At 61.3% G+C, this 15479-nt stretch carries 16 protein-coding genes and 1 pseudogene; 2 read left to right on the forward strand and 15 right to left on the reverse strand.

The annotated features are described in order from the left end of the window. Window positions 1-343: 343 nt before the first annotated feature. The 4 genes and pseudogenes from LJF27_RS30540 to LJF27_RS21770 all read right to left on the reverse strand — a co-directional run. Window positions 344-665: pseudogene (locus LJF27_RS30540) on the reverse strand (hypothetical protein); the annotation flags it as partial. A gap of 18 nt (window positions 666-683) precedes the next feature. After that, window positions 684-1034, reverse strand: coding sequence for a hypothetical protein (locus LJF27_RS21760; protein WP_229601863.1), 351 nt, complete (start codon window positions 1032-1034; stop codon window positions 684-686). Between the two features lie 308 nt (window positions 1035-1342). Continuing rightward, a complete protein-coding gene (locus LJF27_RS21765; RefSeq protein WP_033949438.1) occupies window positions 1343-1627 on the reverse strand; it encodes a hypothetical protein in 285 nt (94 codons plus the stop codon). Then, window positions 1624-5286, reverse strand: coding sequence for a phage tail protein (locus LJF27_RS21770; protein ID WP_229601864.1), 3663 nt, complete (start codon window positions 5284-5286; stop codon window positions 1624-1626). The genes LJF27_RS21765 and LJF27_RS21770 overlap by 4 nt, the downstream gene beginning before the upstream one ends. A gap of 123 nt (window positions 5287-5409) precedes the next feature. On the opposite strand from LJF27_RS21770, the gene LJF27_RS21775 reads away from it, so the two are divergent. Next, the gene (locus tag LJF27_RS21775) at window positions 5410-5934 is read left to right on the forward strand and encodes a hypothetical protein (protein WP_229601865.1); all 525 of its coding nucleotides are present in this window, start codon (window positions 5410-5412) and stop codon (window positions 5932-5934) included. On the opposite strand, the gene LJF27_RS21780 is transcribed toward LJF27_RS21775, so the two are convergent. The 4 genes from LJF27_RS21780 to LJF27_RS21795 all read right to left on the reverse strand — a co-directional run bounded on the left by LJF27_RS21780 (window position 5931) and on the right by LJF27_RS21795 (window position 8204). Further along, complete coding sequence (locus LJF27_RS21780; RefSeq protein WP_229601866.1) at window positions 5931-6515, reverse strand: tail assembly protein; 585 nt, start codon at window positions 6513-6515, stop codon at window positions 5931-5933. The genes LJF27_RS21775 and LJF27_RS21780 overlap by 4 nt on opposite strands. 50 nt (window positions 6516-6565) lie before the next feature. Then, window positions 6566-6970, reverse strand: a complete 405-nt coding sequence (locus LJF27_RS21785) for a zinc ribbon domain-containing protein (RefSeq protein ID WP_229601867.1) — start codon at window positions 6968-6970, stop codon at window positions 6566-6568. Between the two features lie 147 nt (window positions 6971-7117). Then, entirely contained in the window at window positions 7118-8065 is a 948-nt protein-coding gene (locus tag LJF27_RS21790) for a phage antirepressor N-terminal domain-containing protein (RefSeq protein ID WP_229601868.1), read from the reverse strand. Further along, complete coding sequence (locus LJF27_RS21795; RefSeq protein WP_012075345.1) at window positions 8058-8204, reverse strand: ribbon-helix-helix domain-containing protein; 147 nt, start codon at window positions 8202-8204, stop codon at window positions 8058-8060. The genes LJF27_RS21790 and LJF27_RS21795 overlap by 8 nt, the downstream gene beginning before the upstream one ends. A gap of 96 nt (window positions 8205-8300) precedes the next feature. Between LJF27_RS21795 and LJF27_RS21800 the strand changes: the two genes are divergently transcribed. Continuing rightward, window positions 8301-8615: an Arc family DNA-binding protein gene (locus LJF27_RS21800; protein WP_041025323.1), complete on the forward strand. Its 315-nt coding sequence runs from the start codon at window positions 8301-8303 to the stop codon at window positions 8613-8615. Window positions 8616-9018: 403 nt separating this feature from the next. On the opposite strand, the gene LJF27_RS21805 is transcribed toward LJF27_RS21800, so the two are convergent. The 7 genes from LJF27_RS21805 to LJF27_RS21835 form a co-directional block, all read right to left on the reverse strand. Next, window positions 9019-9813: a C40 family peptidase gene (locus LJF27_RS21805; protein WP_229601869.1), complete on the reverse strand. Its 795-nt coding sequence runs from the start codon at window positions 9811-9813 to the stop codon at window positions 9019-9021. A 2-nt stretch (window positions 9814-9815) separates the two neighbouring features. Further along, window positions 9816-10565 carry a phage minor tail protein L gene (locus LJF27_RS21810; protein WP_229601870.1) on the reverse strand — a complete coding sequence of 250 codons (750 nt, stop codon included), beginning with the start codon at window positions 10563-10565 and terminating at the stop codon, window positions 9816-9818. After that, on the reverse strand, window positions 10562-10900 hold the full coding sequence (locus LJF27_RS21815) for a phage tail protein (protein WP_012075340.1): 339 nt from the start codon (window positions 10898-10900) through the stop codon (window positions 10562-10564). The genes LJF27_RS21810 and LJF27_RS21815 overlap by 4 nt, the downstream gene beginning before the upstream one ends. Before the next feature lie 5 nt (window positions 10901-10905). After that, window positions 10906-14097 (reverse strand): phage tail tape measure protein, encoded by a 3192-nt coding sequence (locus LJF27_RS21820; protein WP_229601871.1) that lies wholly within the window; start codon window positions 14095-14097, stop codon window positions 10906-10908. Beyond that, window positions 14094-14357 carry a DUF1799 domain-containing protein gene (locus tag LJF27_RS21825; RefSeq protein ID WP_003451660.1) on the reverse strand — a complete coding sequence of 88 codons (264 nt, stop codon included), beginning with the start codon at window positions 14355-14357 and terminating at the stop codon, window positions 14094-14096. The genes LJF27_RS21820 and LJF27_RS21825 overlap by 4 nt, the downstream gene beginning before the upstream one ends. Before the next feature lie 62 nt (window positions 14358-14419). Continuing rightward, window positions 14420-14800 (reverse strand): phage tail assembly chaperone, encoded by a 381-nt coding sequence (locus LJF27_RS21830; RefSeq protein ID WP_043088217.1) that lies wholly within the window; start codon window positions 14798-14800, stop codon window positions 14420-14422. Between the two features lie 9 nt (window positions 14801-14809). Continuing rightward, a complete protein-coding gene (locus tag LJF27_RS21835) occupies window positions 14810-15463 on the reverse strand; it encodes a phage tail protein (RefSeq protein ID WP_019396741.1) in 654 nt (217 codons plus the stop codon). Between the last annotated feature and the right edge of the window lie 16 nt (window positions 15464-15479).

Genomic DNA, 15479 nt, shown 5'->3' on the forward strand with positions numbered 1-15479 from the left:
GCGCCGGATACCTTTGTACGGACAAAACTGCGGTTGGAGTTCAGGTGATACCACAACTGGGTGGCGAAGGATGCATTTCCATGCTGGTAATGCACGGCGTAGCCTTGACCCTGCCCCGTTCCTTGACCGATGGGAACGCCGGTGGTTGATGCCGAGGTGGAGTACAGACCTGTAACGGACAGATCATTGAGATTCGCCGGCGCATTCGGGAAATTGCCACCCCATCCATAATCTCCAGGCCCGATCGCTGCTATGGCTACTCTGCCCGCTTGCGGACTTCCTGCTACCGCGAGCGCCTTTCCAATGGTGGTAAAGCCCATCGAATCCATAGCCTCGCTACCCGTCGGAGATAGCGCCCATGGCTGAACGCTGGCCAGCGTCGTTCCCCACTGGTTGGCGATCAGGTTGAATCGATCCGACAGGTCCTTGTCGTAGCCCAGAATCGGCGCCACCGCATAGGCCTGACCGCTGGCCGTGCTGCCCTGGTAGTTGGGCTTGATCGAAATGACCGTCGAACTTGCGACGTTTGTGACCTCGTACCAACGACCATCGGGGCCGCGAAAAGCATCGCCGACCCGGACGTTGGCGGAGAATGTGGTCCCAGTGCCGGTGACTGTCGGCGAATTCAGCGTGACAGCAACCGTGCCTGTGGAATACCAAGCCATATAGTCCTCCAGATATATTTACGCCACTACAATCAGCGGGAAATTGAACGGGTTATTACTTTCCGCCCCGACGGCTGCTGACACAAATATAGAGTTCCTTGAGTTCTCAAAGAAGCCTATACTCGGGGCACCAACAGTGCTGAATGTTTTTACATTGAAGTGACTAACTTGAAAGTAAGCCTCAGCCCCGTAAGGGAACGGCAAATACCAAACTTGCAGCGGCCCACCGGCATAGTTCGGGTAGTACGCATATTTATTCCATACCTGCGCACCACCGACATAGCGAACGATGTCCCGGTTACTGTCGAAAATCACCCGCGACTGGGAGTCGAAAACCTGCATCCCCCATCCACCGGTTTTCGGCAACATGACCGCGCCCGCCTTCCACTTCCCCCCGTAGACAGGGGGTGCTGAGCCCAGAATGTAGGCTTGCCAAAAGGCGAACCCAGTCCAACTCCCTGGACTGCCAAGATGCCTGAACTGGAAGACCTGATGTGGGCCATCAGGCCTGAAGTACACATAAGGCTCATACGGGGACTGTATCGCAGATGGGTAACTTACGATAGTTTCGCTAGATGTCTGAACGCCGTATGTACCTGATGCCGCAATGTGAATACAAGGATTCGAGTCATCGATAATTGTCTGCCCGCTGTTTCCTCGAATTAATACGCCATAACTCATGAGAACATTACCGCATGCAGTACATAGGTTGTTCCGGATGAACCGTACCAGTGGAACGTCACTACGTTTCCGGAAATTGTGTATAGCGGCACTTCAGCGTATGCGTTTCCGCTAGCGATGATGAACACAACACCGCGCGCAGGATCGAAACCCGGCACCGTCACCGTCATCCCGTCGGTGATGGCGCCGAGCGACTGCCGGAAAACCGTGCGCGCCGATTGGCCGGTGAGCTCCATCAGGATGGAGCCGGCCGCATTTCTCAGGCGGATTCCGTAGCTCATACGTCTAGATTCCCGATCTGTACCCGCAGCACAAGATTCGCGTCGTAGACCTTGGTGGCCTCCGCTGTCTGCCTCATGAAACCACCGGACGTAGCGCTGTTCATCGTCAAGCTCCCCGCTTTATCCAGCTTCCACAGCGGCTCGCCGTTGGCACCGAGTGCGGTCGACTGAATAACGTTGCCAATCTTCGCGTTGGTGATCGAACCGTCCTGGATCATCGCGTTGTTGATGAACATCTGGCCGCCGACGATCGAGACCGGCGCCACGGTTTGCCCGCTGGAACTGTTGAACCAGAGGAACCGATCAGCCTGGAACGCCATGGTCGTCACGCTCGTACCGCTGTCGAAGCCAAGTTGCCAGCCAGCGGCGTACTTCTGCCCGTTGGCATGGGCCTGGAGCTTCACGCTGTAGAGCGCCTTGACGTTGCCATCCAGCGAGGTAACCGCTTGAGAGGTGGTCTGGATGTTCGCCTCGTTGGTATCGGTGCGCGCGCTGACGGTATCCACCCGCTGCCCCAGGGCGCTGTCCGCGTTGGCGCGGACGGTCTGTTCGGTGCTGATCGCCGAGGCATTGCTCGCGACTTGGCCAGACAGCTGATCCAGGCGTTGGACGGTTACGGCATTGTTCGACGCAACGACCGACTCCACGGTGGCGATCCTGCCCTCCGCCGTCCCGGTCCGCGCCTCCAACAAGCTGGTCCGCTTCGCTTGCGCTTCGTCCTCGTTTGCCCGCACGGTGACTTCGGTGGCTGCTCGAGCAATGGTGTCCCAGCCCTTCAGCGCATCGGCCTTCTCTCCGGTCGCCGGCTCCCGGCGGGCGGCAGCCTGCAGAACATCCAGGCTCGAAGCCGCCGCTTCGACCTTACCGTCGAGCTCGGTGATATCCGCGGTGTTGGTGGACACCTGCTGGGCCAGGCCGTTGGCCGTCTCGATCGACTGCCCGATGTCGGCCCAGTAGGTCGCGTTCGGCGGCGAGGCGTTGAGCGGCACCGCCTGCTTCGCCTGATACAGCCGGTTGCCGACCCGCACGATATCGTTCTTCGCGTAGGCCTTCGTCGGGTCGTAGGCCAGCACATCGGTCAGATTGTCGATCTGGTCCTGCAGGCCACTGATATCGACCTGCATCTGATCGATGTCGGCGAAGAACTGCTCGCCCAGCGCGGACTCGACGTACTCCTTGGTAATCAGCTCGTTGTACTCGCTCGCATCCGTCGAGCTGATGCCGTCGACCCAGGTCGACCAGGGGCCGACATTGCCGGTACGGTCGATCAGGCGCCCGCGGAAGGCAAGGCGAGCACCGGCCGCCAGCGAGGTCAGCGTGTGGGTGTCGGTCGGGTACGCGAACAAGCCCAGGGCAGTTGCGTTCTGTTCGCTGCCGCCCGGGGTAACCGACTGTTGGATCTCGGTGTAGGCGGTGTCCGCCGCGCCACTGGCCGGGAATCCCCACTCCAGGCCGATCTTCCACGGTCCGCTGGTGGTACGCAGGAACGCCAGCGCCGGCGGCGCGCCGGTCTTGCCGCTGAGTTGGGTCAGGATCGAGCTCTTCCAGACCGACGTGATGTCGAAGGCCGACACCGCGCGCACCCGCGCCAGGTATCCACCTGCGTAGATGCCGGTCACATCGACGCTGGTGGTGCCGGCACGCGGCAGGCGGATCCAGTTTCCACTGTCCTTCTTCCACTCCACGTCGTAGGCGACAGCCCCTTCCACGGGGGGCCAGGCGATGGTCATCGTGCTGACCGCCAACCCCTGATCGAACTGGTAGTGCGAGGTCAGCGTGACGTTCGCCGGCGGCGCCACGGTGGTGATCGGGATAACGCTGATCGGCCGGCTCTCCAACTTGGCGCCAGTGTCGATCGCTGAGAACTTCCCGGGCTCGTACTGCAGCGCAGTGATCTCGAAGACACCGCGCTCCGGCTGGCTGACTTTCATCACACGGTAGAGCGGCACCGCCAGGTCGTCGGCATCGAGGGTCCAGACCAGTTCCGGTAGCGGGGTCTCGCTGTAGGCTGTCGTCACGGTCACCGCGCGCCCGGCGATCGACTGCACGGTTCGCGCCTCAGCCTTACCACTGGGCAGGTTCAGGAGCAGGCGGTCGCCAGCCTTCGCCTGAGTATCGCGATCCAAGGTGATCACTCGGCCAGCAACCGCAGAAACCCGCCCCCCAATCTCCCGTCCAGCCAACAGCGCGTCAGCCACCGGAATCACCCATCCCGGCAGCGGAATCGCCCCGTCCATACCGGTACGGAACGTTACCGTGCGATCCTGGCTGTTGGTCAGGATCGCCCATTTTCCGCGCCGCTGGGCCTCACTCTCGCGGGTGCAGCCGATGGCTGCCACCTCGACCGGGTTGTCGCCGTAACGCCGCTGCAGGCGCTTATCGGTGGCCACAGCCACGTCGGTGTCGTAGTTGTTCGCCGGATTGTCGTAGCTGACCAAGGCACGGCTGTAGCGAGTGCGCTCACTGGCCGAGCCGTAGCTGAAGCGGCCGTCGATGACATTGGCCCGGGTGTAGGCGAAATCGACGTCGGTGGCGCGCGGGATATCCGCCTGGATCTTCAGTTGGCCCTGGGCCCAGTACGCCATACCACGGTAGATCGCGGTGAGGTCACGCAGCAGCTCCCAGGCCCCGGCGCGGCTTTGCAGGTTCAGGTTGCAGGTGTGTCGCGGCTCCTGGCCGCCCTTCCCGTCCGGCACCAATTGGTCGCAATACTGGGAAATCCGGTACATCTCCCAACGGTCTACCATCCAGGGCTTGATGCGTTTACCCACACCGAAGCGATCGTTGGTCACGATGTCGTAGGTGTGCCAGACCGGGTTATCGGTCCAGGCCTGTTTCATCGCGCCGTCCCAGATACCGAGGTAGGCCCGGGTCTCCGGATCGTAATTGCTCGGCACCTGGACCTTCCGCCCGCGGCAGTCGACTGTGACAGCCGGAATGTTGCTGAACTGCTCTGCGCTGAACTCGACGTACAGCAGCGCCGTGTTCGGGTAGCGCAGCTTCGCGTCGATCACCTCGGTGTAGCCGGCGATCAGCATGGTGTCGGCGATGCGGTTGTTGTTCTGATTCGGCGTCAGGCGCCGCACGCGCAACTGCCAGCCATTGGTGGCCGCCGGCAGGTCGATCCGGCGGGAGCGCTCGTAGCGGGTGGTGGTCTTGCCATCGACGGCCTCGCGCAGCACCTCCTGATAGGCGCCGCCGTCGGTGGCCAGATCTACGGCATATTCGATCCGGTACCCGCCGATGTTGCCGTTGGTGTCCTGCTGCTGGAGCGCTGGCCAGGCGAAGCGCAGGCGCACTGCGGAAAGCTGGGTATTGCTCAGCGAGCGCACCCAGGGCGTATCGCTGCGCAACTCGACGTTGACAGACGTCTCGTTCTCAACCGCAGGAATGCCAGGGATGTAGTCCTGGTCCACCGACCCCGCGCGCCACTCCCACTTAACGTTCGGGAAGTTCAGGTTACCGCTCGGGTCCATCAGCGGGGTGTTGTCGAGGTAGATATCGCGCTCGCTCGGAACGCCGGCGAACTCGCCTTCGCCCACGGCGAGCAGAACCTTGGCCATCGCGACCGAGCGCAGGCTGTCGGGTGCCTCGACCGGCTGTTTCGGCTTGCTACTGCCGCCCTTGCGGCCGGCCAGGTGCTGGTGAACTGCGCCCATGCTTTCCTCCGGGCATGAAAAAGCCCGCACAGGGCGGGCTATCTAAAATGCTAGTAGAAATTCACTTAGCGGGTTTATCTATATAAATTGGAAATTCAACTTCACTTTCAAGGAATGAAAATCATGAGCAGCCAAGAGAAGGCCTCACGATCACATTGGATTGAGTGGTGCGCCCTGACAACTTCAATAACTGCCGTAACCCTAAGCGCATATCAAGCCTATACTCTTAAGGAACACAACTACATAAGCGTCGAACCAAGAGTAAACTCATACCTATCCCTTAAAGATAATTACAAAATGATAATATTCAATAACGGGCTAGGACCAGCATATATAGACAAAATAACATTCTACGAGAATGGCAAGGAAATAGACGGAAACATTCTACACGCACTAGCCAAACAAGGAATTCCCCCATACTGCGCAACTGCCGGAACACCTCGCCCTAACGACTCACTAAAAACAGGTGAGGAAATCGTCCTTGTAGACATCCACGACAACAAAGAGTGCACGACCCCCAGGCTTATATTCACAACATTACAGCCACCAAACACAAGTTTCGACTATCAAATAGACTTCAGCTCTATATATGGCAAAAAATTCTCTTACAGATACTCTCTAAACAAGCAAGAAAGCATTCCTAATTAAATCTTGTCTTCCGAATAAATCGATGCCGAAATAATCGCCCCACCCCAGCGGCGCTTCCCATAGCAGATCGGCACCGGGTTCCCGCTAGCGGTGGTATTTCTGGCGCTGCCGAAGGCGTAGCTGGGAAGGTTCTCCGGCGCCGCGCTCTGCTTCAGGCCCTGGGCCTGGGGGCTGAGCATTTGGATGACGCCGCCGGCAACCATCCCTATCCCTGCTGGCAGCGCATACGGGGCTATGACGGGAAAAGCGTAGGAAGCAGCGATCAGCACAGCCCCGACTATCGTCTGCACCAACCCGCCACGCTTCCGGCCACGCATGACCGGAGCAATGCGAATTTCCTCGGCGCCCCCGAACTGCAGCTCATCTTGGGAAATGTTCCGTTTCCCACGGAATACAGCGAACTCCATACCTCGCAGGTGAGCATTGGCGAGGAAGCGCTCGAGGCCAGGAATCTGCACGCACAGGGCCTTGATCGCTTCCGCAGTCGACCCGACGAGCATACGGTACTCCCGACCGAACTGCCGGAGCGCGCCGTAGAGTTTGATGGTGGTCATCGGAGTGTGGTGCGCTGCGGTGGACATGTGTTTCTCCAGGTAATAAAAAACCGCCCGGAGGCGGTTTATGCGATTATTCATTCCTTCCGTATGAAGGATGATCGGCCGTACTTCGCCTCATAATCAGCAGCCAGTTTCTGGCATACCGACTTAGCGAAACGCCTAGCCGACATGTCTAAAAGTCGATCATCAACATCTTTCCAGCACAAATCGATAGCTACTCGATCCCTATCCTTATCCCTGGACTCAGGGGTCTCTGTGCTTTCTAGAACTGCACCAAGAATCAGGAGAGCCACCAGAGCACCTATTGGTAGCAGCACTAAACAGATCAGGACTTTTTTTGCTGCCCCCATAGTGGGCTTTTGAAGATTTTGCGGCAGCCCTACTTCCTCATTAAGTGCTTCGCCACAGTACCTGCACTTAATCGCTTCAGCCTTGATTACTTCAGCGCAGAAGGGGCATTTCTTTTCGTCGGCATCCATACGACTCTCCACAATATAATTGTGGCGGAGGATACCAAATAGCCAGCATCAAGACCCAGGGCTCATTCGGCAGAAACAGAGAGGGCGCCTGAAGGCGCCCTCTCCATGCCGTTTACGGCCCATACCCTAGGATGAGCAGTTCCATGCTCATGCCGAAGCCCGCGTCGACCGGTTCAGTTGCTTGGCACAGTGCTTCCTCACGTGCGCTGCGGAACCCAGCCCATCCCACAGAAAGCCCGCCAACTCGACGCCAGCATTACAACCGAGCCCGCTGAGGTGAGTGGCCAGGCGACGGCTCTCAACGATCTTCCAGCACTTCTCCACGCAGTCGACCAGAAACGCGATGTTCGACCACGAGCAGGTGTCGACGGCCGACGCAGCTTTATCCTTCGGCAACCACTCGCCCTCCAAGGCGTAGGCGGCGATGAAGTTCCGCGCGCTGTCCAACTGGTCGGCCGGGATGTCCTCGGCGGTCACGACGCTGAACGCCTTGTGTACTTGGCTCCAGATGTGGTTCTTGGCGCCTCGGCGAATCGCCGACGGCAGGCGCCGCACCTTGCCATTGACGACGGCAGCCAGGCAGTGGAAGCCATCGGTTCCGATTGTGGTGGCGAGTACGCTGGCCGCGGTCCGGTCATCACGCCGAACAGCGGCTCCCTCGTTCCAGTAGGCCCAGAGCACGTCGTCGCACTCGTTCTGGTAGGCGATGATGCCCTCGCGCAGCGCCGGGCGGACCTTGTTCGGGTGGATCGACATCAGCCAGCCGGTGAGCTTGCGGAGCGGGAGGCAGGTCATTTCACGCTGCTTCCCGTCTTGGGCAACTATCACCATTTCGGTGATGGTTGAGGCGAACCGCCCTGCCATCAGCTTGCGGTGCTGGCTCTGCCAGGCCAGCCCCATGCCCTCCACCACCGGCTTCATCGGCACGAAGGGCTCCCCTGCATTGCCCACCAGCAGGAGTTCCTTCTGGCGGAACGGGATGACCTGAGCGGTCGTTGTGCTATGATCGTGCATGACGTTGTTTTCCTCGTAGATTTCGACGTTTCCCCGAAGCCCTGGGTGTTGCAGCACCTGGGGCTTCTTCATTTCAGGCATTTGCCTGTCCTCGCTTTACCAGCTTCAGCACTTCAACAAGCTGCCCATTCATCGAGCGACTCTGCTCCTTCGCCTGTTGCTTCAGCCACTCCATCAGGTCTCGCGGGATTCGCACCTGGGTGCGCATGATCTCTTCCATTTGGCTCTCCAGTAGGTTGCACGCAGTGACTACACGATGTAACGATAACATCGTGTGTCTATGTGTCAACAAAAAAAGTGGTTACAGTGTGTAGCTATGAAAGACGACGACCTGATCCGCAACATAAATCCATTCGGACTCCGTATGCAGCCAGCCCTCCGGGCGAAGGTTGAGGAAGCCGCCAGCCAGAATCACCGATCTCTCAATGCGGAGATCGTTGCTCGCCTCGAGTCTAGCTTTGACTTGGATAGCAACATCGATCGACCAGTTCGTGGTGTCTCCATATCGGAAGACGGTACCGAGCGAACCTTTTTTGCCGGTCCGTCCCCGAAAGAACTGTTCAAAATCATTCACGAACTAGCCGAAGAAGTTCGCCTATTGAGAGAGGGGCGCGAGAAGGACGGTAAGTAACAGATTTACCTCCTTGCAGACCTGCCTCCAAGGCTCCCTACAGCCGCGACTGGTCTATCAACCCAGCGCAACTCCGATGGCTGCTATGATGGATGCAATAGCTACGCCTGTGGCTAGGATGAGTGCGGCGTTGGCCAGGCGCTTACCAACGATTCCGGCATCAGTTGCGTTCATTTTTCCATCTACCTTGACCCGATGCTTGGGTCTATAATTGAACAATGTTCTGCTCCTTGTCCTTCCCAAGGGGTGGAAACAAAAACCCCCGAAGCCGGCCAGCTCTCGGGGGTTTTGCTTTTTTGGCCGGTGAAGAAAGTCTGACCAGTTGGTTTTTCGATTGCCGCAAGAAATACCCGGTAGGTGCCCGGAGTATTTTTTTTCCGTCACCAAAGAAATGCCGGGAGGTCTACCGTGGATTTTCCGGTTGACTTTGCCGACGTGCGTCGTTCAGCGATTCTCGGTGCCGCAGCACCAGTCGCATCCGGTCGAGCCACGGCCCGCCGAACACGATGATTTCTGAGGGGTGCCCATACAGGTGGTGCATCAGGAACGGCCCGGCGCCGAAGTGCTGCGCATCCTCGCCAGGTAGTGATGGGTCGTCCGCCAGGTAGATCCCGGCGTGGTTCGGGTGCGCGGTGCGCCCCACCGCCATCACGATCATGTCGCCGCGCTGCGGCCGGTCCACCCGGATGAAGCCGGCCCCCTCGAACCGCTGCTCGTAGAGGCTTGGACCGTCTGCCCGCTCCCACCAGCCATCGGCACGCTCGAAGTGCGGGAACTCGATGCCCCACTCCCTCTGGTACCAGTCCGAGCAGACCTGCCAGCAGTCCTGCACCCCATGCACGAATGCGCGCCCGAGCAGCGGCACCTGATCGACGGGCTCGATGGTACGCAGGTCGCCCTCCGGCCAGCTCAGGATGTGCCATGTCAGGCCCGAGGCGTTGCACATCGCGATATCTGCGGCACTCGGTCGGCTGGTGGCATCGGGGTGGCTGTGCACCACGGCGACGATCTCTCCCTGATCCTCTGCCTCTGCATACGCCTCCGGTGCGATGCGGAACTCCTCACCGGCGTCGGAAGCGGTGTTTTCGCAGGGAACGTATCGCTGGCTCCGGCCAGAACGGATGATCAGTCCGCAGCACTCGCGCGGATACTCTGCCGCAGCATGCTTCTGCACGGCAGACAGGATGTGCTTGAGCATGGTCAGCTCCTGGCGATGATCGAGACGGCAGGGAAGCCGCCGAAGGGCAGTTGGTTGCCTTCACCGAAGCGCGGGATGCAACCGGTGCCCAGGCAGCCATCACACTCGTCCCGGGCTGGATCATCGGTGGGGTTGCCGTCGATGTCGAAGTACGGGCCGGTGTAGCCGCAGTCGGGTCCGCGATACCCGCCCGTCATCGCCCAATGGCACAGGGTGGTCATCTGCCGGCCGACCTGCTCGCCGCCAACGTCGCCTGGCGAGGCCAGTTCCCAAGCCACGTACTGGCCGTCCTCGTTGGTTTTCTGGTCCAAGTACCAGATCTCGACGATCTCCTGGGAGGGATCAGCGTCGGAATTGCCGCCAGGGAAGTTCGCCGCGTCCAGATACTTCGCCAGCGTCGTCCGGATGGTGAGGCGGAACTGGAGCAGGTCCTCGAACGCCAGGCAGAGCGCCGTAATCCGGCCATTGACGTTGCCGGCGGTGAAGCTCGGCCGCGCCGCAGTACCATCGCTGTTGGCCTCGATGCCCTCGATCTGTACCGGCCAGGCCGCGTATTCGTGGCCCTGCCACCAGATCGATTTCGCCGGCAACTGGTCGGCGTTGGCGCCGGCGGCGGTCAGTTCCTGCGGACTGTGCGGGATAGCGTGACCGTGGAACCGGACCACGTCGGCGCCGAAGTCGCTGCCGTCGAGCTCGAACAGCACGACCTCGCCGCCCGGCTCCAGCTTCTGGATATCGGTGATCAGTGTCATGGATGGAATGCCTGTTCAAAGGTCGCGGTCAGCCGGTAGACCCGGCCGCCGAGGTTGACGGGCCGGTAGCCCGCACAGGTGTAGAAGCCCAGGCCGCCCAAGGGCGGCGTCCAGAGAAATGCACGCGCTCCGGTGTGGCGGTCCAGGAAGTCCATCACGGCCTTGATGGTCGCCGCCGGCCCGGTGATGGACACCGGCCAGCTCTGGGACTTGCTGTTCAGACCTTCGCTCACCAACTGCTTGTAGCCGTCACCGAATTGCGCGGACCTGGTGGCGAAGGTGATGTCGCCCTCGCCACCGCTCTCGGTGGCCCAGGTGAAGGTTTCGATTGCCATGTGCTCTACCCGTTGATGGCCCGGCCGATCGCACCGTCACGCCGCAGATCACGCGCCAGGAGTTGTCGGTATTTCTGCTCGACGAACGTCCCGATGTCGCGACCGAACTGGTCCAGGCCAGGCTGGCTGCTGGAGACGTTGGCCGAACCATCCGAGGCAATGTTCACCTCGACGTTGATCTGCGAACCGCCGCCGCCCATAGAGCGCACACCGAGGGCGCCGGATGAGGTTCTGGTCAGCGGCATCACTGCCTCTGGCCCCGCTTCGCCCATCACACCCAGGCGGCCGCCGCTCATGCCGAACGCGGTTGGCGTGCTGACCACGCTGTTGGTGAATGCCCCGCCAGTGGCGAACATCTGCACGCCACCGGCGAACGCGCCACCGTTGGCGAACAGCCCGCTGTTGCTCACAAGGTTGTCGACACCAGACTGCGCGGCAGCGTTTCCACCGCCGAAGAAGCCGCCGAAGAGGGACGAGAGGGCCTGCGAAGCAGCGGCGCGCGTTGCAATCCGCGCCATGTCGGCCAGGATGCTCTTGGCGAAGTCGGAGAACGACAGCTTGCCGGTCGTGGCGAAGGTCGCGACCGCATCTTCCATGCCGCGGAACGAGTTGGTGAACAGGTCATGTGTCTGCCCTGCGACATTCCTGGCGCTTTCGAGATAGTCGTTCCAGGCTCCGCTCGCTCCGTTGCTCCAGTCTGACTGGGCAGCGGTCATCTGGTCGTAGTTGCTGACCACGGTATCTCGCAGGTCCTGATGCGCCCTCCTGAGCGCAGCCAGACGTTTCTCGTACTCCTCGTCCGACATCTGCCGGCTGGGATCGGAGCGCTGGTTCTCCAGGTCCATCAGTTGCTGGTTGTAGCGGTCGTCGAGACTGTTCAACTGCTCGAAGCGGGACCGCTCTCGTCCGCCCATGCTGACACCGGCCGCAGCGCGCTCGCCCTCCAGGCGCAACGCATCGACCTGGGCCTGCAGAGCCTGCGTATAGCGCTGCACCGACTGCTCCTGTCGCCGAAGCCTCCCCTGCTCGCTGAGTTCGATTTGGTTGAGCTGTGAATCGGCGTCCTGCTGCGCCTTGACCAGCGCCGACCTGGCGTCGGCGATCTTCTGGTCGAGTTGGATTCGCTGGGCTGCCGAGGTTCCTTGCTTCGCCCTGGCAGCCTCCAGCTCTGCGATTTCACGCTCGTAGGCATGGGTGACCTCATCCCGCTCCTGCTGGATGATCGAGATGCGCTGCTGCGCGTAACTTTCCGCGCTGATCACGCCTGCGCGTTGGGATGCCTCCAATTCCTTTTGCGCGTTACGGTAGGTCGCGGTGATCTCGGCCAAGCTGTTCTTCGCGGCGTTGGCCGCGCGCAGGTCCACCGAACCGGCGGAGCCCTTCTGGTCCTTGTACTTGGCGTTGATGTTGGCGATCTCGCGATCGATGGTCGCCTGCTGCAGGCGGTCATCGTTCGGGTTCACCTCGCGGATCGCCTGTAGATCCTTCTTGTACTGCTCCAACTCCTTGGCGCGCTTCTGCTGGTTGGTCAGCGCCGCCCTGGAACGAGCGTCGATCCGGTCAATAGCATTCTGGGCGGCCTGTTCAGCCCGAGCGCGCTCGCCGGCGGTTCTGGCATCGTCCTCCATCGCCTTCTTCCGCTCGCGGAGCATGTCGAGCTCTTCGCGCAGGCGGTTCCGGCTCTCGTCGCGGTTGCCAACCAGGCCGAAACCACCTTGATCGAGTTGGGCAAGGCGCCGCTCCACGTCGGCGATCTGGGAGTCGATGTCCTGGCGACCAATGCTCTTGGCATCATCCCACGCGCGCTTCGCAGCACGTGCGACTCCATCCCAAGCACGCTCAATCCAACCCAGGTTCTCCAGAATCTTCGGGGTCCGCTGGTTGATTGCGTCAGCGTAGGCCTCAGTCGCCAGCTTCACCGCGCCGGCGTGATCCCCCTGCTCCTCCAGCGCCTTGATCTGCGAGTAGACGGATGCGGTGAGGTAGTTGTACTGCTCGTTCAGGGCCTTCGAGGCCTTCACAGGCTCCTCTCCCAGCCTCACGAACTCGGCGACGGTATCCCCTACCGCGCGGCCAGTTGCCTCTTCCATCGAGAGCGCGGCCTGGGTGATGGCGACAAAGCTTTCGCTGGCCAGGTCTCCCTTGCCTGCCAAGGTGGCCAGCACTTCGACAGCAGCTCCGGTCGTGCCAACCGTACTGCTGACCTGGCGGGCCATTTCGCCCAGTCCAGAGGCACTAGTACCAGCGTAGTTGCCGGTCATGATCAGCGCCTTGTTGTATTCGCCCTGTTCCTTGCTTCCCAGGTACGCCGCCGCAGTCACACCACCGATCGCCGCTGCCAGCAGCCCAATCGGCGCCAGGACGCCGATAACACCGCGAGCGGCGCCGCCGGCGTTCACACCGATCTCGGCGATGTTGTGGGCGGCGACCCGCCAGTTACCGGTGGAGAGGGCGTTACCCAACTGCAGCACGTTCTCGCGCGCTTCCTTGCTGGTCAGCCCGAGCTTGTTGATCGCGCCGCCGGTCCCTTCGATGTCCCGCCGCTTCGCCGCGATCTTCTCCAGGCCGGCGGCCAATCCGGCGTCATCCAGCCCGCCGGCGGCGCGCAGCCCACGCAACGCGGCTTCCTGCTTCTCAAGCCTGGCCAACGCGGCGGTCACCGGATCGATGCTGTTGACCGTGCGTTGCATCGCTTCGATCTGACGGTTCTGCGCCGCAACCAGGCGCTGCTTCTCGGCGGCCTCCTTGGTTTCCGCCTTCTGCAACCGGTCATAGGCCGCACCCAGGCGATCCTGATACTGCGCTTCGTCCTGCAGCGTGGTCAGGCCGGCCTTGCGCGCCCGCTCGAGCAAGCTCTCGGCGCGAATCAGATCGTCGATGTTGGCGACGTTGCCGGAGAGCGCCCGTTCCAACTGGCTGATGATGGATATCTCGCCAGCGGCACTGTCGTATACCTTCCGGCTGGCAGCAGCCTGGCGTTCACGCGCACCGGCCGCCTTGTCGACACTGCGGGCAGCGTCCTCCTCCGCGCGCGACACTCCCTTGGTGGCCTGCTCGAGGCCCTTGCTGGCGTCGGACAGGTTGTCGATCGCCTGTTCGGCCTGATCGGCGGAGTCGACCAGCTTGTCGAGGTCCTCGACCGCCTTTGCGGCCGGGCTCGAATCGACCTTGATGCCCAGTTCGGCGAAGTTGCTCATCCCGACTCCCTCTGCTCGCGGAAGGTCCGCAGCGCAGCGTCTTCCATTACCCGGATATCCGCGAATACCGCGGGTTGCTCACCAGCGGCTACGCCGCACATCTGCATCACCACCGGCAAAGCGGTGTAGTCCAGGCCTGTTGCGCCACACATGCCGGCCCGCCACTGGGTACTCATCGCCTCGAAGACGATGAAGGCCGTCCAGTTGCAGGGCCAGAGTTCCATCTGCTCGTCGCTTTCGTCGAAGTCATCCGGCGACAATCCGAACTGCGCCAGCTCCTGGGCGCTGGCTGCAGGCCGATAGAGTTCTTGTGCGGCGCGCTTCAGTTTCCCAAGCGCCCTCTGCTGTAGGCGCTCTGGTAGGACTCGAGGATGGCCTCGGGCACGCTGACCAGGGAGGACACCAGCAGCCGGACATTGGCCTCGGTGAACGCCTCGTCGAACCCCCACCCGGCCACCACGGCTTGTACCTGCTCGACCTGGAGGTCGATCTGAGCCGTGGTGAAGGCTTCCAGAGACTGCTCGCGAGTCTCCTCGACCAGGCGCTCGAACCGCTCTCCCCAACTGCTGTAGAGGTCGGCCAGCGCTTCACGATCCAGGTACTTGAAGGTGAATGGCACCTTGATGGACTCCCCGCCGAGGCGGGGAATCTCCACACTGGATTCGAAGGTGGGCGCCTGCGCGATGCTGAACTTCTTCGCCATGACAGTTCCTTAGGGGGCCGGGTTGTAGCGAACCGGGCGGCCATCGAGAGCGATGGTCAGGGTCCGGGTCATGATTTCGTTGACGTTCAGGGTCGGGGTGTCGCTGACCGAGACGTAGCCGTTGTAGAAAACCTCCGATCCGTTGCGCAGCGTCAGGCGGATCACCTGCAGCGCTTTACTCTGGTCCGCCGCCTCAATCACCGCCCACTGCGGCAAGTTGGGGTCGTCGGCGATCGGCATCGAGAACGACTGAGCGTTGCGGAAGGTAGGCAACTGGCGCTGGTCATCGTCCTCGAGGTACTGGTACTGGACGAACTGCTGTTCGCCGCCGGAGGTGGTCGGGTTCATCACCTGCTGGATCTGCTGCCAGGTGAGGACCTTCTTCGCCGAGCCGATACCGCCGCCGGCCGGGTAGCGGATCACATCGGTGGTATCGATATTGCCCAGGGAGAAGGTGTCCTCGGTGGAAACTGCGACCTTGACGGCTCGGCCGTTCAGGCCGGTCCAGCCGGACACCAGCGACACGACGTCACCGACCAGCAGGCCGTGAGCATCTGCGGTAGCAACCGCTGGCTTGGCGTTGGAGACAGCGGTAACCGGAATAGCCGGGCCGTAGGTGGCAGCAATGGCCAGCAGCGCGCCGTTGGGGAGGCTTGCGGACATGGAGTTTTCCTCGTGT

This window comes from Pseudomonas sp. 203-8 (genome assembly GCF_020708595.1).
Taxonomy (GTDB): Bacteria; Pseudomonadota; Gammaproteobacteria; order Pseudomonadales; family Pseudomonadaceae; genus Pseudomonas; species Pseudomonas aeruginosa.